This window comes from Marinobacterium sp. xm-d-579 (assembly GCF_013282935.1).
Classification (GTDB): domain Bacteria; phylum Pseudomonadota; class Gammaproteobacteria; order Pseudomonadales; family Balneatricaceae; genus Marinobacterium_E.
In genome coordinates, this window is record NZ_WBYP01000003.1 from 1 (window position 1) to 18,971 (window position 18,971).

Annotated in this window: 16 protein-coding genes; 5 read left to right on the forward strand and 11 right to left on the reverse strand. The window is 49.1% G+C overall.

Annotated features, from left to right (window positions below; all coding sequences use genetic code 11):
- Positions 1–332 precede the first annotated feature (332 nt).
- The gene (gene pfkA, locus XMD579_RS07170; protein ID WP_173506145.1) at positions 333–1,337 is read left to right on the forward strand and encodes a 6-phosphofructokinase; all 1,005 of its coding nucleotides are present in this window, start codon (positions 333–335) and stop codon (positions 1,335–1,337) included.
- A 6-nt stretch (positions 1,338–1,343) separates the two neighbouring features.
- Here the strand turns inward: pfkA and XMD579_RS07175 are convergent, their stop codons facing one another.
- Complete coding sequence (locus XMD579_RS07175; RefSeq protein WP_173489260.1) at positions 1,344–1,985, reverse strand: MBL fold metallo-hydrolase; 642 nt, start codon at positions 1,983–1,985, stop codon at positions 1,344–1,346.
- Positions 1,986–1,999: 14 nt separating this feature from the next.
- Complete coding sequence (gene pbpG / locus XMD579_RS07180) at positions 2,000–2,884, reverse strand: D-alanyl-D-alanine endopeptidase (RefSeq protein WP_173482137.1); 885 nt, start codon at positions 2,882–2,884, stop codon at positions 2,000–2,002.
- 104 nt (positions 2,885–2,988) lie between these two features.
- On the opposite strand from pbpG, the gene XMD579_RS07185 reads away from it, so the two are divergent.
- Both XMD579_RS07185 and XMD579_RS07190 read left to right on the forward strand, forming a co-directional pair.
- Positions 2,989–3,867 carry an SIS domain-containing protein gene (locus XMD579_RS07185; RefSeq protein WP_173484683.1) on the forward strand — a complete coding sequence of 293 codons (879 nt, stop codon included), beginning with the start codon at positions 2,989–2,991 and terminating at the stop codon, positions 3,865–3,867.
- 143 nt (positions 3,868–4,010) lie between these two features.
- Positions 4,011–4,214: a PA3496 family putative envelope integrity protein gene (locus tag XMD579_RS07190; protein WP_173482139.1), complete on the forward strand. Its 204-nt coding sequence runs from the start codon at positions 4,011–4,013 to the stop codon at positions 4,212–4,214.
- Between the two features lie 63 nt (positions 4,215–4,277).
- On the opposite strand, the gene XMD579_RS07195 is transcribed toward XMD579_RS07190, so the two are convergent.
- The 7 genes from XMD579_RS07195 to XMD579_RS07225 all read right to left on the reverse strand — a co-directional run bounded on the left by XMD579_RS07195 (position 4,278) and on the right by XMD579_RS07225 (position 11,241).
- Positions 4,278–5,258 carry a GlxA family transcriptional regulator gene (locus XMD579_RS07195; RefSeq protein ID WP_371743487.1) on the reverse strand — a complete coding sequence of 327 codons (981 nt, stop codon included), beginning with the start codon at positions 5,256–5,258 and terminating at the stop codon, positions 4,278–4,280.
- Between the two features lie 121 nt (positions 5,259–5,379).
- The gene (locus XMD579_RS07200; RefSeq protein ID WP_173506146.1) at positions 5,380–6,717 is read right to left on the reverse strand and encodes a branched-chain amino acid ABC transporter permease; all 1,338 of its coding nucleotides are present in this window, start codon (positions 6,715–6,717) and stop codon (positions 5,380–5,382) included.
- Positions 6,717–7,730, reverse strand: coding sequence for a branched-chain amino acid ABC transporter permease (locus XMD579_RS07205; protein WP_173506147.1), 1,014 nt, complete (start codon positions 7,728–7,730; stop codon positions 6,717–6,719). The genes XMD579_RS07200 and XMD579_RS07205 overlap by 1 nt, the downstream gene beginning before the upstream one ends.
- 3 nt (positions 7,731–7,733) lie before the next feature.
- Positions 7,734–8,438: an ABC transporter ATP-binding protein gene (locus tag XMD579_RS07210; protein WP_173482142.1), complete on the reverse strand. Its 705-nt coding sequence runs from the start codon at positions 8,436–8,438 to the stop codon at positions 7,734–7,736.
- A 6-nt stretch (positions 8,439–8,444) separates the two neighbouring features.
- Entirely contained in the window at positions 8,445–9,215 is a 771-nt protein-coding gene (locus XMD579_RS07215; RefSeq protein WP_173482143.1) for an ABC transporter ATP-binding protein, read from the reverse strand.
- Positions 9,216–9,279: 64 nt separating this feature from the next.
- The gene (locus XMD579_RS07220; protein WP_173482144.1) at positions 9,280–10,479 is read right to left on the reverse strand and encodes an ABC transporter substrate-binding protein; all 1,200 of its coding nucleotides are present in this window, start codon (positions 10,477–10,479) and stop codon (positions 9,280–9,282) included.
- Positions 10,480–10,770: 291 nt separating this feature from the next.
- Positions 10,771–11,241, reverse strand: coding sequence for an Lrp/AsnC ligand binding domain-containing protein (locus tag XMD579_RS07225; RefSeq protein WP_173482145.1), 471 nt, complete (start codon positions 11,239–11,241; stop codon positions 10,771–10,773).
- Positions 11,242–11,387: 146 nt separating this feature from the next.
- Here XMD579_RS07225 and putA point away from each other — a divergent pair, with 146 nt between their 5' ends.
- Positions 11,388–14,819 (forward strand): bifunctional proline dehydrogenase/L-glutamate gamma-semialdehyde dehydrogenase PutA, encoded by a 3,432-nt coding sequence (gene putA / locus XMD579_RS07230; protein ID WP_173489255.1) that lies wholly within the window; start codon positions 11,388–11,390, stop codon positions 14,817–14,819.
- A gap of 82 nt (positions 14,820–14,901) precedes the next feature.
- Complete coding sequence (locus tag XMD579_RS07235) at positions 14,902–15,759, forward strand: DMT family transporter (RefSeq protein WP_173483705.1); 858 nt, start codon at positions 14,902–14,904, stop codon at positions 15,757–15,759.
- Between the two features lie 4 nt (positions 15,760–15,763).
- On the opposite strand, the gene glmS is transcribed toward XMD579_RS07235, so the two are convergent.
- Together glmS and glmU are read right to left on the reverse strand one after the other, a co-directional pair.
- Entirely contained in the window at positions 15,764–17,587 is a 1,824-nt protein-coding gene (gene glmS / locus XMD579_RS07240) for a glutamine--fructose-6-phosphate transaminase (isomerizing) (RefSeq protein WP_173484681.1), read from the reverse strand.
- 5 nt (positions 17,588–17,592) lie between these two features.
- On the reverse strand, positions 17,593–18,957 hold the full coding sequence (gene glmU / locus XMD579_RS07245; RefSeq protein ID WP_173506148.1) for a bifunctional UDP-N-acetylglucosamine diphosphorylase/glucosamine-1-phosphate N-acetyltransferase GlmU: 1,365 nt from the start codon (positions 18,955–18,957) through the stop codon (positions 17,593–17,595).
- Positions 18,958–18,971 lie beyond the last annotated feature (14 nt).

Below are 18,971 nucleotides of genomic sequence, written 5' to 3' on the forward strand. Positions count from 1 at the left end.
TCAAGAAAAACATTACGCTAAATGAATTCACATATAGGTTGCTTGTCTTGTTAAGCTTTTGTGCTCAACCTCAACAAGCGCCCACACGCATTACCTGATTAATTGTTAAAGAGCGTGCCACCGATCTCTTGGCGGCTGCTTGAGTACTCGTCTCAAGCGAGGTGCATATCTTACCGATATTAGACTTAGGGTCAACGTCTATTTTGGTTTTTTTTCACTTTTTTTAAAAAAAGATTAAAACTGATCATTAACTGTACAAAAGCCCCTATTTTTTGCTCATTTTTTACCCAAATTATCGCTAGTATTCAGGGATAAGCACTTTTGGACTCTTTATGTATCAGTTACCTCAGTACTCCCACATTACATCCTTTTCTAAAGTTGCCATCTTAACCAGTGGCGGAGATTCACCTGGAATGAATCCAGCTATTCGTGCATTGGTCAGAACAGCGACCTCTTTTGGTATAGAGGTGATCGGTATTCATCGCGGATATGCAGGATTGCTGAATGAGGAGTTCGAAACACTGAATTCCAAAAGTGTCAGTGGACTCTGTCATAGAGGGGGAACCTATCTAAAGAGTGCTCGCTGTCTTGAGTTTCATGAAGCGGCCACACGACAACGCGCTTTCGATATTCTCTCCAAGCACGGCATCGAAGCATTAATTGTCATTGGGGGTGACGGCTCACTTTCAGGTGCTCACGAACTCTATCAAGAGTTCTCCATTCCCGTTATTGGTCTTCCAGGGACCATTGATAATGATATCTATGGTACTGATGACAGTATTGGGTTTGATACCGCTGTAACGACCGCCGTCGAAGGCATCGATAAAATCAGTGATACCGCCTATTCACATGATCGTCACTTCTTAGTTGAGGTAATGGGGCGTAACTACGGCCTGCTTGCCTGTCATGTTGCGATTGCCGCCGGCGCTGAAATGGTTATTGTTCCCGAACACCAGTCTGATATTACCGATATCAGCCAACAGCTGGCACAGCGACGCAAAGAGGGCATTGGTTCCAGTGGCATTATTGTCGTCGCTGAAGCTGGAAAGAGTGGCTGGTCTAATCAACTCTCTGAAGAGATGAGACAGCTCGGTGAAGACCCTAGAGTCTGTGTCTTAGGTCATCTGCAGCGTGGTGGAAAGCCAACAGCGCATGACCGCCTGCTTGCTGCTACGCTGGGTAACTGCGCCATTCATACACTGCTTGAAGGGAAAACGGATGTGATGGTGGGGGTAACAAAAGGTGCAGTGAGCACCACACCCCTAGAAGCCGTCATTACCCAGAAGAAGGGGTTGCCCGTTGAAGTGATGGACCTCATCAACGAGCTACAACACTAAGAATCACTAGCCCCAGCGATCGGCCACAAAGGGGTTGGTGAGTCGCTCATCACCAAAGGTCGATTCAGGACCGTGCCCCGGTATAAAGCGGATATCATCGCCAAGAGGAAACAGCTTCTCTTTAATAGAGCTGATTAACGTTGCATGATCACCCTGTGGGAAGTCGGTACGACCAATCGAACCTTTAAACAGGACATCACCCACCTGAGCAATTTTTGCCTTACGATCAACAAACACCACATGCCCTGGGGTATGACCCGGACAGTGAATGACATCCAGTGTGATATTACCAACCATAACGGTGTCACCATCATTGAGCCACTGATCCGGCACAAAGCCCTGCACCTGCTGAAAACCAAACATCTGACTCTGCTGCTCTAACCCTTCGATCCAGAACAGATCAGCTTGCTGAGGACCAATGATCTTTACATCCATCGATTTTGCTAGGGTAGCTGATGCACCGGCATGATCAATATGGCCGTGAGTCAGCAGAATCTTCGTCAGCGTCACGCCCTCTTCTTCGATCGCCGCCATGATTTTTTGCAAATCGCCACCTGGGTCCACAACGGCCGCCTCTTTAGTCTCTGGACACCAGAAGAGAGTGCAGTTCTGTTCAAAAGGTGTGACGGGAATGACACGATAAGCCATAGCTACCTCTGGGATCAGCGCGATGCTGTCATCAATGATTTTAATTTTTGATCACGGTAATTCGCAGCACCTCTTGGTACCTTGCCACTGCTGCCTTTTTCAAGCCAACGTTTGATGCGTTGCGCATCGGCTAGGTGGGTGCGTTTACCGTAGGAGTCCAATAGGACAATGCCTAAATTACGACCTTTGATGCGTGTTTTAAGAACCAAACACCGGCCTGCATCATCGGTATAACCGGTTTTACTGATCTGAATGGACCAACTCTTTTTATTAACCAAGGTATTAGTATTAAAAAACGCCATGGCCGTGCGTGGCCGTTTAAAGATCACATCACGTTTGGAAGAGGTCGTTACTTTGGAGAGAGTTGGATAGAGACTCACGGCCTCCAGCAGACGCATCAGATCACTTGCAGTAGAGACGTTCTTTTCAGAGAGCCCGGTAGGCTCCTGGAATCGAGTGTTGGTCATACTCAAGCCCTGTGCCGTCCAGTTCATATTATCGATGAACTGCTTAGCACCGCCAGGGTAAGCGTGAGCCAAAGTGGCCGCTGCGCGGTTTTCCGATGACATCAAAGCGATGTGTAGTACATCTGCTCGCGGAAGATTACTTCCAACACGAATGCGAGAGTGAACATTGCGCATCTCCGGTATCTGATTCACTTCAATCGTGATCCGCTCCTTCATCGGAAGGCGGCCATCTAAAGTTACTAATCCTGTCATCAACTTCGTCAACGACGCGATCGGTTGAACGCGATCGGCGTTGCGCTCATAGAGCACCTCTTGCGTGTCCAGGTCTTTGATCATGACACTGACAGAGGCAAGGTCTAGTTTAGCGGGATCAGGAGCTGCCACAGCCGTCGCGCTAAAAAGAACAAAAAATAGGGTAAATATAGATCGCATGAACCAACAAATCCTAATATCTATTATTAGGATACCGAAGCTACTGCAAGATTTGTATGCCTTGATATACTATCTCGCAACACTCTATAGAAATGGATCCTAGCGTGAACTCAGCTAACCTTCTTAAACAGATCAGCGATGCCAAAGCCAAGCTGCGTAAATCAGAACAGAAAGTGGCTGATTACGTTCTAGCTCAGCCAAATGACATCATTCATATGCGTATTGTTGATCTGGCATCTGAAGCGATGGTCTCTGAGCCGACGGTGGTTCGTTTCTGTCGAGCGCTTCAATACGATGGTTTCCAAGATTTTAAGCTGACCTTAGCGCAAGCACTGGCCAGTAACTCAACCTTCGAACAGTTCTCAATGAACCATGACGACACCGTTCTGGAGTTTAAGCAGAAGATCTTTGACTCCATGATGGGTAATCTGGTCGAAGCACGAGAGCAGTTAGATGACCGAGCGCTAGAGGAGGCCATTCAGGCGATCGCTTCAGCGCGTCGAGTGGAGTTCTATGGCCTGGGTGCATCTGCGCCGGTCTGTGCCGATGCACAACACAAACTCTACCGCCTTAAGATCTCTGCAGCCGCCTATTCAGATCCTCACATGCAGACCATCTCAGCCGTCACACTTGGCGAAGGGGATGTGGTGGTTGCCATTTCACAAACGGGTACCACCAAGGACCTTCTACACAGTGTTAAGCTTGTTAGAGATACTGGCGCAACCGTTATCACGCTCTGCCCAGCCAACACCCCACTAGCTGAACTGGCAACCATACCGATCTTTATCGACGTAGAAGAGGACAAAGACCTAAGTACTCTGATGTCATCTCGCGTGGTCCACCTTGTTGTCATCGACGTAATAGCTGTTGGAGTTGCGATGCGGTTGGGACCTAATGCCGTCGAGCATCTTAAGACGATCAAACGCAGTCTTAGAAGTCTTCGTCAAAACGATCGTCGCCTGATGATGCGCCGACCTGACTAACGCATTTTACGTTTCACTTTTTCGTAACACTTTTTTACGACAATCGTCGCGGTTGCATTACTGAGACGCTTTCAGTAAAAAGATATTAGAACAGTGTAGCCATGAGCGATCCGTTCATGGACGTTTGCTTAGGAGGTTGACCTATGCTGATTCGTGAAGAAGAACTAGATCCAGTAAAAACTCAAATTTTTGATCTGCTTGTGGGCTTCGAAGAGGAGAAGACGCAGGAGGAGCAAAAGTGTCAATCACAGCGACTGCTTAATGCTCGCAGAGCCATAGAGCAGCGTCGCGAAGAGCAAGAGCTCTCGACCTATTTCAATGAAGAGAGTTGGTTCGACGAAAAATAGTCGCAACCGCTCACAATAAAAAGAGAGATCGAGGCAGAGCCTATTGGAAATTTGATCTCTCTTTTACGCTTTTTCACCCAGTTCAATCATGCGGTGCACACCCGTTCTTGCCTCTCTTGGCGTCAATCCAAACTGCTTTTTGTAACAACGTGAAAAATAGCTAGTGGATGTAAATCCCGCTTTTTTCGCAACCGTTTGAATCGGAAGACGAGTCGACTTCAACTGCTGACGTGCAAACTCAAGACGCAAACTCATGTAGTAGTTTGTCGGTGATGAGTTCAGGTGCTGTCTAAACAGTCGCTCCAACTGTCTGGTTGAGAGCCCAACTCGATCGGAGATCTGCTCACAACTTAGAACCGGTTGAATGTGCTCACGCATCAACTCCAGCGCTTGTGTCAGGCGAGGGTGACTGCCGTGTTGGCGAAGCTGCAGCTTCATACGCTGCTTATCATGAGCAGGACGGATGTTGGGGTGAATACAGTGCTCAGCGACTTGGTGGGCTAAAGATTCACCATGGCGAATCGTAATCAGCTGAAGAATCATATCCAAACCCGACAAACCACCAGAACAAGTCATCAGGTTGCCATCAATCTCATAAAGCTCTTCACTGACGTTAAGATCTGGGTAGAGCTCCGTCAGCTGATCACGCTCCTCCCAGTGGACCGTACAGGTTTTACCCTCTAACACACCGGCTTCAGCCAATAACAGAGAGCCCGTCGAGGTTGCACCTAAACTGATACCATTGCGAACCAAATTCTGTAGCCAATCGTTCAAGTAGGTTTCGGACTCTTGTTGAGCACCGATACCGCCAACCACCAACATACGATCAATCGATTCAGTATCGTTCATGCGACGTGTGGGTTGGAAACGCATACCTGTCGAGCAGGTAACGGTCTGATCGGCTGGACCATAAAAGTGCCACTCATAAAGAGTTTGACCACTTAACTGGTTCGCAAGACGCAGCGGATCAATCGTCGCCGCAAAGGAGATGATCGAGAAACCGGGCATTAGGAAAAAGCCGAAGTGTTCTGGTTTCTGCTGCACAATTGACCTACAAGTAATAGAAGTTATTACCCTAGTCTACGCTAGTTGAGAAAAGATAGGTCACAAAAATGAAAATGGGGCCGGACTAGAAGCCCAACCCCACTCATAGTAGTGCTATGAATCAGTGCTTACGAGCCGTTCGCTCGGGGATTAATCCCTCTGGGGCATATCGTAATGCAATCAGAAGCACGATACCGACCGTCATCAGACGCATGTGAGCGGCACTGTCCATCAAGTGCAGACGTAGCCAGTGAGTTGGCTCCATGAAAGAGGTTAGGGTATCCACTAACCAAAGACCAATCGGCTCCGCTTCGATCCAGAAGAACCAGATGAAGAAACCGCCCAAGACTGCACCCCAGTTATTGCCCGAGCCACCAATGATCACCATGACCCAAATGAGGAAGGTGAAACGCAATGGCTGGTAACCAACCGGTGTAAACTGACCATCCAGAGTCGTTAGCATTGCACCAGCAAGGCCAATAACCGCTGAGCCAATCACAAAGATCATCAGGTGACGTTTAACAACATCCTTACCCATTGCGGCAGCGGCCACTTCGTTGTCACGAATAGCGCGCATCATACGACCCCAAGGTGACTTAAGTGCCGTCTCAGATAAGTACATCAAGATCGCAATGACAACGATAAACAGCCCTGCGTAACATACTTTAACGAATAGAGACGAGGCCTCTGCCACTTCCATACCCCAGTCTGCAGCAAATTGCTGGAACCAAGTTGCCTGTTGTAGATCCACCTCATAAGGAACCGGACGAGGTAGACCGTTGACGTTTTTAACACCGCGTGTCAGCCACTCTTCATTCTTAATGAAGTAGAGAACGATCTCAGAAATACCCAGCGTTGCAATCGCTAGGTAGTCAGAGCGAAGCCCCAAAGCAACTTTACCAATGACGTAAGCCGCACCGGCCGCAAACACCATACCCACAGGCCAAGAGAGGATGATTGGCAGACCTAAGCCACCAAGATATCCAGTCACTGAGGGGTTAACCGCTTCGATTGCTTCAACGGAAGGGAGGAAGAATAGACGCATCAGGGCATAACCCACAGATATGATGACAAACAGCATCCAATAGCCAGTCTTCTTACTCTTAGCCCCAAACTGTTTCCACGCCAGGATCGACACGAAAATGGTCGCAATTAGAATCAACAGGCCGACTAAAATGCCCTGACCACCCGCAGCACGCGCCTCTTCAACCGGTGGCATAGAGACCAGAACCGCGGCCAAACCACCCAGTGCTGCAAAGCCCATCACACCAACGTTAAAGAGACCGGCATAACCCCACTGCATGTTGACACCCAGTGACATGATGGCACTGATCAAACAGAGGTTAAGAATGGTAAAGGCGACAGACCACCCCTGACCCACACCGACGATGACAAGCAGAAGCGCCATCACCGAGTAGAGAATCGGAGTGCGATATTGATTAAAAAATGTCTGATTCATTACAAGGTCTTCCCACTAAAGATACCGGTAGGTCGCACAATCAGTACGATAACCAAGATGATGAATGAAACCGCAATCTTGTAATCGGTGCCCAACAGCTGAACCAACGAATCAGGTTGGAAACTATCAGGCCCCAAGTAGGTCACGACTTTCTTGTAGGCGAAGGTGACAGCAATCTCCGAGAAAGCGATCACGTAACCACCCGCAATGGCACCCAACGGGTTACCAACCCCACCGACAATCGCTGCGGCAAAGATTGGTAGGAGCAGCTGCATAAAGCTGAATGGCTTAAAGCTCTTATCCAATCCATACAGAGTACCGGCAATGGTCGCTAGCGCACCCACAAGGATCCAGGTAATCATCACGACACGATCAGGGTTGATGCCCGACAGCAGTGCTAGGTTTTCGTTGTCTGAAAAAGCACGCATCGATTTGCCGGTACGTGTTTTGTTCAGGAACCAGAACATGGCTGCTACCACAAGAATCGCAGTAATAATGGTCACCGCCTGTGTCATCTTAAGTGCGAAACCTTCATCAAGACCCGTCGCACGTTTGAAATCACGCGCCGAGAAGATGAAACGAGTTCCGTCAAAGAAGATCTGATCACCAGGGCCGATAATGAATCGCACCAGACCACCGATAAAGAACATCAAACCGATTGAGACAATCAGGAAGATTACCGGACTCGCCTTGCGCTGGCGATGATATTTGTAAACGGTTTTATCAAGGATCAACGAGAGTGCGACAGCACCGGCAATACCCAAAGGTAGCGCCAGCAGGGCCGTTGGCAGCGGTGCAATAGAGACACCCAGCGCCTGTAAACCCCAGGTACCAAAGATGGTGATCATGGTACCAAAGGCCATCATTTCACCGTGTGCGAAGTTGGAGAAACGCAACACACCGTAGACCAGAGTGACACCAAGTGCACCGAGCGCCAACTGACTGCCGTAGGTCAGTGCAGGAACAAGAATAAAGTTCGCCAGAACAATTAGGGCATTAATAAAGTCAGTCATCGATTAACCCCCCAAGAACGAGCGACGAACATCAGGGTTAGCCAACAACGCTTCGCCTGTATCTGTGAATCGGTTAGAACCCTGTACCAACACGTAGCCTTTATCGGCAATCTCTAGCGCCTGTTTCGCATTCTGCTCAACCATCAAAATCGCTACACCTGTGCGAGCAATCTCTATGATTCGATCGAATAGCTCATCCATCACAATGGGTGACACACCGGCTGTTGGCTCATCCAGAAGCAGAACCTTAGGTTGCGTCATCATGGCACGACCCACCGCGACTTGCTGGCGCTGACCGCCTGAAAGCTCACCGGCTGGTTGGCGGCGCTTCTCTTTCAAAATGGGGAAGAGTTCATAAACCTGTTCAATCGAATCGGAGATATCGTCTTCACGAATGAAGGCGCCCATCTCAAGATTCTCTTCAACCGTCATCGAGGTGAATACATTGTGGGTTTGAGGCACAAACCCCATCCCTTTAACCACGCGTTCTTCAGGTTTGAGGTGGGTAATGTCTTCACCATCAAACATGACCTGACCTTCTCGCAACGGCAACATGCCAAAGGTAGCCTTCATTGCTGTCGACTTGCCAGCACCGTTAGGGCCAACGATAACCGCGATCTCACCTCGATCCACACCAATGGTGCACTCTTTGAGGATATCCGCAGCACCGTAGCCGCCGGTCATACTCTGACCTATTAAAAAACTCATGTACGCTTACCGCTTATGTTTCAAACCGGTACCGAGGTAAGCCTCGATCACCTGCTCATTGTTCTTAACTTCATCAACCGTACCCTCGGCTAAAACAGTACCTTCCGCCATACAGATAACCGGGTCACAAAGACGCGCTATGAAGTCCATATCATGCTCAATCAGGCAGAATGTGTAACCGCGCTCCTGATTCAGCTTTTTAATCGCATCGCCAATCTTGTAGAGCAGCGTACGGTTTACACCGGCACCGACCTCATCCAAGAAGACAATTTTAGGATCCACCATCATGGTGCGACCCAGTTCCAGAAGCTTCTTCTGGCCACCTGACAGGTTGCCAGCCAGTTCATCTGCAACGTGACCAATCTCTAGAAAATCGATCACCTCGTCCGCTTTCTCACGCACACGCTGCTCGTCAGCACGCACTAGATCTTTGCGGAACCAGGTATTCATTAAGCTTTCGCCAGCTTGATTAGGTGGTACCATCATCAAGTTTTCGCGAACCGTTAATGAAGAGAATTCGTGAGCCAACTGGAAGGTGCGCAATAGACCCTTACCAAACAGCTCATGTGGCTTAAGTCCGGTAATGTCTTCACCATCAAGGGTGATGCGACCTGAAGTGGGCGAGTGGTGGCCTGCGATCACGTTAAACAGCGTCGTTTTACCTGCACCGTTTGGACCGATTAGACCGGTAATTGAGCCCTTCTTAATGTGAAGGGACGCGTCATTCACGGCATGAACACCGCCAAAGCGCTTATGGAGATTTTCTACAACAATCATAATGCTCAAATGTAAAAACGGCTCGAGATTCAGTGAACCCCGAGCCTGTTTTATGCGCTATCGCTTAGCGGTAACGAACAGTTGTGTTCTGCTGGTCTTTAACCAGAATCTCACGGTAGCTACCTGCTGACTCACCGCCGCCGATCAACTCAACCGCAGTCGCACCAACGTAGTCAATCTGACCGCCGTTAGCTAGGATCTCAAGACCTTTCGCTAGCTCACCTGGGTAGATTTTCTCGCCTGGAGCGTTTGCGATTTCAAAGACGTGATCTTTAACGACTTTAGAATCTTTAGTGCCTGCTGCCTGCATCGCTAGAAGCGTCATAGCCGCTGCATCGTAAGAGTAGTCAGAGTATGGGCCAGGTGCCGCACCGGTAGCCGCAGTGAACATCTCTTTGTAAGAGTCTGATCCAGGGCTGTCAGTACCTGGAACCGTACCGATTGAACCGTTTAGATCCGGACCGATTGCAGCTGTTAGGCTGTCACCGATCATCGCATCAGGTAGGAAGAAGTGATCAAATGCACCCGCATCTAGAGATGACTGAATGATGCCTTTACCACCTTGGTCAAGGTAACCAGCAACCACTAGGATGTCACCACCTGCCTGAGCAAGAGCACCCACTTCCGCACCGTAATCGCCTTTGCCATCTTCGTGTGGAGTGTTGATAGTCACTTTACCGCCAGCCGCTTCGAAGTTTGACTGAATGCTGTCCGCTAGGCCTTTACCGTAATCGTTGTTGGTGTAAGTCATTGCGATCGACTTGTAACCTTTCTCCTGAAGCATTTCAGCAATTACTTGACCCTGACGAGCATCAGATGGTGATGCACGGAAGAAGTAACCGTTATCTTCAAGAGTTGAAAGCGCTGGTGAAGTCGCTGAAGGAGAGAACAGAAGAACACCGTTTGGCATCGCTACGTTCTGTAGGATTGAGATCGTTGCACCAGAACAAAGAGCACCCACAATCGCATCCACTTTCTCAGCTGAGATTAGACGCTCAGCGGCTGCAGCGGCAGCAGAAGCATCAACACAGGTTGAGTCAGCACGAACTGGAGTAACCTTAGCACCACCAAGAAGCTTGCCGCTATCAGCAACTTCTTTCATAGCCATCTCTGCACCTGCAGCCATATCAGCAGCAAGTGATTCAGCAGGACCTGTAAAGCCTAGAGCAACACCAAGACGAACTTCGCTTGGCATGTGGCTGCCAGCTTGCGCCGCACCCGCGATCATTGAAGCTGCAGCTACAGCCAATGCTAATTTTTTCATTCTCTTCTCCTTATAATGAAACATCACACCACTTTATCGATTAAGTAGTAGCGATCAGTGTCTGCAGTTTTTCAACTGGCAACGCATTAACATTATCGAATGTTGACCATTCAGACAACAGATTTCAGTTACGTATTGGTCAGACCATCTGATCAATTGATGGTTAATCAATTATAGAACAGACCTGATGGGTGATTTTGCCTATTTATTGAACAGAAACTGGAAAATATTCTTTTTATTCATATTATAAAAATCAATTTTCCTAGAAATTAGAGAAATTTAGGTGATTTGCTAACCATCAAAGACTTGGCCATGCTCTTTAACAGCCTCCATACAGACAAAGGTAGAGGTACTAGAGACATAGGGTAGCTCTGAAATAGTTTCACCCAGAACCTCTCGATAGCTCGCGATATCGCGTGTACGCACTTTAAGGATGTAATCAAAGTCTGCAGCCATCATATGGCACTCCTCTATTTCAGACACAGCGCCAACTGCATCATTAAATGAAGCAAGAGCAGCAGCCCTGGTGTCACTGAGCTTAACCTGCACAAAGGCAATATGATTAGTATCGAGCAGTCCGTAATCCATGATTACGGTATAGCCACGTATCACTCCATTGCTTTCTAGCCGCTTCATTCGAATTTGGCAGGGGGTTTTAGATAATCCCACTCTATCAGCCAACTCAGTGACCGTTATCCGCCCGTTTTGCTCTAAGGTTTTTAATATCGCCAAATCATAATTATCTAAAGACACATTAGTCATATCGCCTACCAATAAAATTATTTAACTATTAGTTATCTAAATTAAAGCGAATAATAAGTTTTAAAGTCTATATATACCTATAAAAATAGACAGAAGCCCTATAAGTCTAAATCTATAATTGCATTATCAATTTAGAGGGGCTAAACATGAACGCTCAAAACACACACATCCAGATACCCTATTGCGACCAATCAGAATTAGATCAACTGCAACAGCTCATCGAGAAAGAGCAACTTCTGCAGTGGGTCACGCCTGACCTCCAGACAGTGGCGAGCAACCTAGTCACTGCGATTCGTAACAATTTTAAGCCGTCTATCCTTGAGCAATTCCTTCGTGCTTATCCTTTAGACACGCAAGAGGGACTATCGTTGATGACTTTGGCTGAGGCCTACCAACGCGTACCGGACAAACAGACGGCTAACGAACTGATTATTGATAAGCTCGCTAACCGCGACTGGTCCGTTAAAACGGCGCAGACCAGTGCACTTGTTCGCGGCGCCAGCATGGGACTGCAACTGGGCAGCGCTAGCCTCAAGATGAAACCCCTTCGCAGCGCAATACTCGCCGCGATGCGAATCGGAGTGGGTGCAGGTATGCGGCTGATGGGTCGTGCCTTCGTCCTAGGTGAAAGCATTAAAAGCGCCCAAGAGCGCGCCGGCAAACTTGAGTTCCAAGGTTACACTTTCTCTTACGATATGCTGGGTGAGGCGGCTTATACTCAGGCCGACGCCGATCGCTATTTCAATTCATACCGCAACGCCCTGCTAGCACTGATCGAGCAGTCGAAATCAACCCAGATCGAAAAGAATCCAGGCATCTCAGTAAAGTTGTCGGCGCTGCATCCGCGTTACGAGCTATTCAATGAGGACGAGGCAGTTACCCAATTAAGTGAGCGCATGCTGTCACTCTGCTCACTTGCTAAGGAGCACAATATTGGCCTCAATATTGATGCTGAAGAGTGCGCACGCCTTGAGATATCGCTCGATATCATTCGCAACCTGATTGAAGCGCCTGAGCTTTCCGGTTGGGATGGTCTGGGTATTGTTGTGCAAGCTTACAACCGCAAAGCTTATTCGGTACTGGATCAACTCTACGCTTGGGCAGATCAGAGCAATCGCAAACTGATGGTGCGTTTGGTTAAAGGTGCCTACTGGGATACCGAAATCAAACTTGCGCAGGAGCAAGGGCTGGACCATTTCCCGGTGTTCACCGCAAAGCATCACACCGATGTCAGCTACCTCGCCTGTGCGCGCAAACTGGTGCGTTACGGCGACCGCATCTACCCACAATTTGCTACTCACAATGCCCAGACAGCAGCCTGTGTACTCAACTGGGCCAAAGAGGCCGGCATTGCATTCGAAATGCAACGTCTTCATGGCATGGGAGAGGCGCTGCATCAAGAGCTCTTGGAGAAGCACCAGACAGGTTGTCGTATCTATGCGCCCGTTGGAACGCATAAAGATCTACTCGCCTACCTAGTGCGTCGTCTGCTTGAAAATGGAGCCAACTCCTCATTTGTTAGCCAGCTTGCTGACGAGGCTATCCCGCCACAGCAGGTCGTTGCGAGTCCGGTGCATCAGAAACTCATCGAGCAAGCGGTAACACCCGGCAGCGCAATATTCACTGATAGGAGTAACTCTCGCGGTTTTGACCTTGGCGAACAGGCAGAAGTCGATGCGCTTTTAGCAAGCCGCTCACTCTTTATGCAGACAATTTGGGGCGAGACAGGTGACGTCCCTGTTGTAGAGCCTTACTCGCAAGAGCTATTGGGGCACTATCAAACGACTGATCTGAGCTCAGTCGATCAGCTGTTCAATCAGGCCAAGGTTGCCCAAACGGCTTGGGCAGACAAGCCACTCAAAGGAAAACTCTTGCGACAGATCGCAGATCTTTATGAACGCGACACTCCTGAGTTACTCGCTCTACTGGCCAGAGAAGCAGGAAAGACTCTTGCTGATGCAATCAATGAAATTCGTGAAGCGGTCGACTTTCTGCGTTATTACGCCGATGAGAGCGACGGACTTGATCAACAAACTGAGGCACGAGGTGTGGCTGTCTGCATCTCACCTTGGAACTTCCCGCTGGCGATCTTTACCGGTCAAATTGCGGCTTCTGTTGGTGCCGGCAATGCAGTGTTGGCTAAACCGGCCGAACAGACCAGTTTAGTCGCTCGCAAAGCGATAGAACTCTGGAAAGAAGCGGGCATGCCAACTGACCTAGTACAACTTGTGTTCGGCACAGGCGCACAACAGGGTAATGCACTGGTCTCACACCCAGACGTGAACGCAGTGATCTTTACCGGCTCGACAGCCACAGCGAAACGTATTGAGAAGGCACTTGCGCATAACGCTGCGCCAGATACTCTGCTGGTCGCTGAAACTGGCGGCCTGAATGCGATGATTGCCGATGCATCTGCGCTACCAGAACAAGTGGTTAAAGCGGTTATGGCATCAGCCTTCCAGAGCGCCGGCCAGCGCTGTTCAGCGCTGCGTATGCTCTACGTCCAGCGAGAGGTTTACCCGCAGATCCTCGAGATGATCACCGGCGCCATGGCGCTGTTAAAGGTGGGCGATCCAAGCGAACTGAAGTGCGATGTGGGTCCTGTTATTGATGCTAAAGCTGCGCAAGCGTTGAATACTTATATTGAAGAACAACGCTCAAGAATTGTGTATCAAACTAAAACTCAAGAGCTCGACGGTCATTTTGTTACACCAACCTTGCTTGAAGTTGATGGTATCCATGATTTGGACTTCGAGCGCTTTGGCCCGATTTTACATATTGCTCCATACAATGCGGATCAACTTGATGATGTGGTCAACGATATTAACGCGCGTGGATATGGCCTAACCTTCGCAATGCATTCACGCATACAGAACAGAACTGAGCGGCTCTGTGCTGAACTCAACGTGGGGAACTGCTACATCAACCGCAACCAGATTGGGGCTATAGTCGAGTCTCAGCCTTTTGGCGGGGAAGGTATGTCAGGGACCGGACCTAAAGCGGGTGGGCCAAACTATCTCGTCAATCTAACACAACCGGAGACAATTGAGAGTCAGTATCAACCTAACCCCTTAGACCTGCTATCAGCAGAACAGGTGCAATCAGCATGGCAGACTCTGCGATCTCAATTTAAACCTCTTGCTCGTGAACTTCTAACACAATGCCCTAGTGTTACGGGTGAAGATAATCAGCTATTCACATCAGCTAGAGGTTATTGGTTAGTCGCTGGCGACGAGCAAGCTTGGCAGCAAGCCATTGCAAGTGCATCAACCGGCAACCCAACGCTACTGCTAACCAAAAAGAGTCCTGACAGTGACATCATGAAAGATCTACCCATTATCTGTTTGGCCGGCGATCTGGATCCAGGACTGTTAACTGAGCTTGCAGACTTGGCAGGCGTATCTGTTAGCGCTCACGAAGCGTTATGTAAGCAGATTCGTATTACTCTCAGTCAAAGGGAGGGGGCGATCATTCCACTTCTCAAGTCTAAAGGGCACTCGGTTTACCACCGTAAAGAGCAACATATTTGCGAAGACACCACCGCTTCAGGGGGAAATGCAGCACTGCTAATGAGTTAATAGTATCGTTAACTCAAGACAGGCAAGGGGGTGATTTGCTATAACTCTTCAGTAGATTATCCCCTAGGTATCAAAGCCCATCATGCAACCATCAACCATCGGTATTCTGTTCTGTTTAGCGTCCATGTTGTCGTTTGCTATTCAGGACATCATCACTAAACACCTGCTAGTAGGGGGTTTGCCCCTAAGTCAGTTGTTACTGGTGCGATACCTGTTTTTTACCCTGTTTGCCGTCATGCTTGCCGGAGGGTTGCGGCAATCTGTTGTGGGACTTAAATCGGCACAGCCGATGCTGCAGCTGGGTCGTGCGGCGCTGTCGATTACCGAGATAATCTTTATTAACCTGTCATTCACGCTGATGTTGGTGGCAAAGGTACACGCGATCGTCGCGCTTTTTCCCCTGATTACGTTGGTTATGGCGCGATTTATCCTGAAAGAGGAACTGACGAGAAGAAGGGTGATAGCGGTTTTGATCGGTCTTACCGGTGCGATGATTATCATTCAGCCGAGCAGTGCCGGTATCTCGATCGAGTTACTGATGCCGCTGAGTGGCGCCATTGCATTAGCCAGTTTCTCGATTCTAACCAAATACCTGAGTGGCAGAGATGGATTCAAAACACACACCCTCTACATGGGGCTAGTAGGTTTGGTGCTGGCGCTGCCATTTGGCCTGTTTCAGTGGATTCAGCCATCGACAGAGCAGAGTGCACTGCTAATCGCATTAGCCATTATGAATATTGGCTCCCAGCTTTTTTACATTAAAGCGATGGACTATGCAGATGCGAGCACCCTGCAGCCGTTTAACTACACGCTGCTACTCTTTGCCACTCTGGCTGCATTAATTCTACTGGGCGAGGTACCCACACTGATGACGCTACTTGGCGGCGCCATCATCGTTGTGGGTGGTTTGATTGCCATGGGGCGGTTAGCCCCAAGGTAGTTTGCTACTCTACGGTTACTGATTTCGCAAGGTTGCGGGGTTGGTCGACATCGGTGCCTTTTAGAACAGCTACATGATAAGAGAGTAGCTGAAGAGGAATGGTGTAAACCAGCGGTTCTAACCAGAAATCGACAACGGGCAGTTCAATGACATGAATACCCTCTTCCTCTTGGATAGTACCTTCTTCCGCGAAGACAAATAGCTCACCGCCACGCGCTCGAACTTCTTGAAGATTCGCTTTCAGCTTATCCAGCATGTCGTTACGCGGGGCAACGGCAATGACCGGCATCTCTTTGTCGACCAGAGCCAGTGGACCATGCTTTAGCTCACCGGCAGGGTAGGCTTCAGCATGAATGTAAGAGATCTCTTTGAGCTTAAGTGCGCCTTCCATTGCAACTGGATAGAGCGCGCCTCGACCTAGGAAGAGCGAGTGGTGCTTCTCAGCAAACGCTTCTGACATCTTCTGAATCTGATCATCCAAGCCAATCACTTGCTCAAGTAAACCAGGTAGTTGGCGCAGTGAGTGGATGATGTAGGCCTCTTTCTCATCGGTCAGCCCCTGTCGGCGGGCCAGCGCGACCGTTGTCAGCATCAGAGCAACAAGCTGTGACGTGAACGCTTTAGTAGACGCTACGCCAATCTCTGGACCTGCCTGTGTCATCAGAGAAAGTTGTGATTCACGGACCAGCGAGCTACCAGGAACGTTACAGATAGCTAATGAACCCGCCACTCGAGATTGAATATCACGCAGTGCGGCCAAGGTGTCAGCGGTCTCACCCGATTGAGAAATCGTCAGCAATAGAGTGCCTTCGGGTACAACGGCTTTGCGGTAACGAAACTCAGATGCCACCTCTACCGAACATGGCAAATTAGCTAATTCTTCGATCCAGTAACGCGCCACCATACCGGCATGATAGCTAGTACCACAGGCAAGAATTAAAACCTGCTTAGTGTTATCAAACAGTTCTGCAGCCTCTGCACCAAAGCACTGCTCAAGAAGACGATCTCCGGTTAAACGACCTTCAAGCACATCCGCCATTACAGTCGGCTGCTCATAGATCTCTTTCATCATAAAGTGCTTAAATTCGCCTTTTTCAGCTGCACTTGCTGAGTGCTCGTAACGCGACACTGCTCTCTCAACCGATTGACCTGTCGCATCCCAAACACGAATCTCATCACGAGTCAGGCAGCCAATATCGCCATCTTCAAGAAACATGAAACGGTCTGTAACAGGAAGCAGTGCAAGCTGATCGGATGCGATAAAGTTTTCGCCAATGCCAACACCAACAACCAGCGGACTGCCTTTGCGTGCGGTATAGAGCTGGTCTGGTAGATCCTTGTGTACCACGCCCAAGGCGAATGCACCCTCAAGACGGGCGATGACTTTTGGCAAGGCTGCAAGAAGTGAATCTTCTGATTTAAGAAGCTTAGCAAGTAAGTGAGCGATTACTTCTGTATCAGTCTCAGATGAGAATTGAAAACCATCAGCAAGCAATTCAGCTTTTAGCTCTTCGAAATTTTCGATGATACCGTTATGAACAACAGCAACACTATCTCCTGACATGTGCGGGTGAGCGTTGTGCTCTGCAGGCACACCATGAGTGGCCCAACGCGTATGCGCAATGCCAAGTGTACCTGTGATCGGTGACGCTTCTTGAGCATCCTTAAGAGCCTGTACTTTGCCAATACGGCGTAGACGATTCACAGATTGACCATCATGAATGGCCATGCCCGCTGAGTCATAGCCGCGATACTCCAATCGACTAAGACCCTCTAATAGAATACCGCTGACCTGGCGTTCAGAGACTGCACCTACAATACCGCACATAACGATTAACCTTTCTTTATTGGGCGTTTCCAGCCCGAAATATTTATCTGCTTACCACGTGCAACGGAGAGCTGATCCTCTTCCACTTTACTGGTAATGGTGGAGCCTGCACCGATGGTTGCTCCTGCTCCCACTTGCACGGGTGCGACCAATGAACTGTTTGAACCAATAAATGCACGATCGCCAATCTCGGTCAGGGATTTGTTCACACCGTCGTAATTACAGGTAATGGTGCCAGCACCAACATTTACCTCTTCACCAATCTGTGCATCGCCAATGTAAGAGAGATGGTTCAATTTAGACCCTTGACCAACCAGAGCTTTCTTCGTCTCAACAAAGTTGCCGACTTTAACTCCAGCAGCAAGTTGTGAGCCAGGACGGATACGAGCAAAGGGGCCCAACTGACAAGCATCGGCAATAACAGCACCATCAATGTGGGTGTTCGCAAGAATCTCTACACCGTCACCGATAATCGAATTTTTAACGCTGCAATTGGGCCCAATCAAAACGTTTGAGCCAATGCGTACCTCGCCTTCTGCAACGAAGTTAACGTCAATGTGGCTATCTTGCCCTACCGTCAGTTGCCCTCGCACATCGAATCGAGCTGGATCAGCCAAGGTAACACCAGCATCCATCGCAGCATTGGCCTGCTGAAGTTGATACCAACGCTCTAATTCAGCGAGTTGTCGACGATTATTCACACCCTGTACTTCGAACTCAGATGTAGGATGAAGTGCCTGAACCGTTACACCCGACTCCGCCGCCATTGCGATCAAATCAGTTAGGTAGTACTCACCCTGTGCGTTATCGGAAGAGAGTTGCGGCAACCATTCGTTTAGATGATCGGTTGGCATCGCCATAATGCCAGTGTTCACTTCAGTGATCGCCAATTGCTCTTCATTGGCATCCTTCTGTTCCACTATACCCACAACATCGTTAACCGCACTTCGAAGAATACGGCCGTATCCCGTCGGATCGTCTAGGTTAACGGTCAGAAGCGACACTTTACCCGTTTGAGCGACCTGTACCATCTGCTCTAGCACACTCGCCGGTGTTAATGGCACATCGCCGTAAAGCACTAGCGTAACACCGCCTGCACGAAGACCCGCTGAGGCCTGTGCAACGGCATGGCCCGTGCCTAGCTGCTCAGCCTGTGTATAAAATTGGCAAGATAGATCGGACAACGCCTCTTTAACCTGATCCGCACCATGGCCAACCACAATATGCATCGCGCTGTTGTTTAACTGACTCGCTTGATCAATGACGTGCTTTACCAGCGATTTTCCTGCCAAAGTGTGAAGGACTTTAGGGAGTTTAGATTTCATACGGCTGCCTTGACCGGCCGCAAGAATGACTACATCTATCGACATTAACGGGTGTTTCC

Bases quoted from the DNA above. Each gene is read 5' to 3' on its own strand.
- pfkA (WP_173506145.1), top strand. From the start codon at position 333: ATGTATCAGTTACCTCAGTACTCCCACATTACATCCTTTTCTAAAGTT.
- XMD579_RS07175 (WP_173489260.1), bottom strand. From the start codon at position 1,985: ATGGCTTATCGTGTCATTCCCGTCACACCTTTTGAACAGAACTGCACT.
- pbpG (WP_173482137.1), bottom strand. From the start codon at position 2,884: ATGCGATCTATATTTACCCTATTTTTTGTTCTTTTTAGCGCGACGGCT.
- XMD579_RS07190 (WP_173482139.1), top strand. From the start codon at position 4,011: ATGCTGATTCGTGAAGAAGAACTAGATCCAGTAAAAACTCAAATTTTT.
- XMD579_RS07200 (WP_173506146.1), bottom strand. From the start codon at position 6,717: ATGAATCAGACATTTTTTAATCAATATCGCACTCCGATTCTCTACTCG.
- XMD579_RS07205 (WP_173506147.1), bottom strand. From the start codon at position 7,730: ATGACTGACTTTATTAATGCCCTAATTGTTCTGGCGAACTTTATTCTT.
- XMD579_RS07210 (WP_173482142.1), bottom strand. From the start codon at position 8,438: ATGAGTTTTTTAATAGGTCAGAGTATGACCGGCGGCTACGGTGCTGCG.
- XMD579_RS07215 (WP_173482143.1), bottom strand. From the start codon at position 9,215: ATGATTGTTGTAGAAAATCTCCATAAGCGCTTTGGCGGTGTTCATGCC.
- XMD579_RS07220 (WP_173482144.1), bottom strand. From the start codon at position 10,479: ATGAAAAAATTAGCATTGGCTGTAGCTGCAGCTTCAATGATCGCGGGT.
- XMD579_RS07225 (WP_173482145.1), bottom strand. From the start codon at position 11,241: ATGACTAATGTGTCTTTAGATAATTATGATTTGGCGATATTAAAAACC.
- putA (WP_173489255.1), top strand. From the start codon at position 11,388: ATGAACGCTCAAAACACACACATCCAGATACCCTATTGCGACCAATCA.
- XMD579_RS07235 (WP_173483705.1), top strand. From the start codon at position 14,902: ATGCAACCATCAACCATCGGTATTCTGTTCTGTTTAGCGTCCATGTTG.
- glmS (WP_173484681.1), bottom strand. From the start codon at position 17,587: ATGTGCGGTATTGTAGGTGCAGTCTCTGAACGCCAGGTCAGCGGTATT.
- glmU (WP_173506148.1), bottom strand. From the start codon at position 18,957: ATGTCGATAGATGTAGTCATTCTTGCGGCCGGTCAAGGCAGCCGTATG.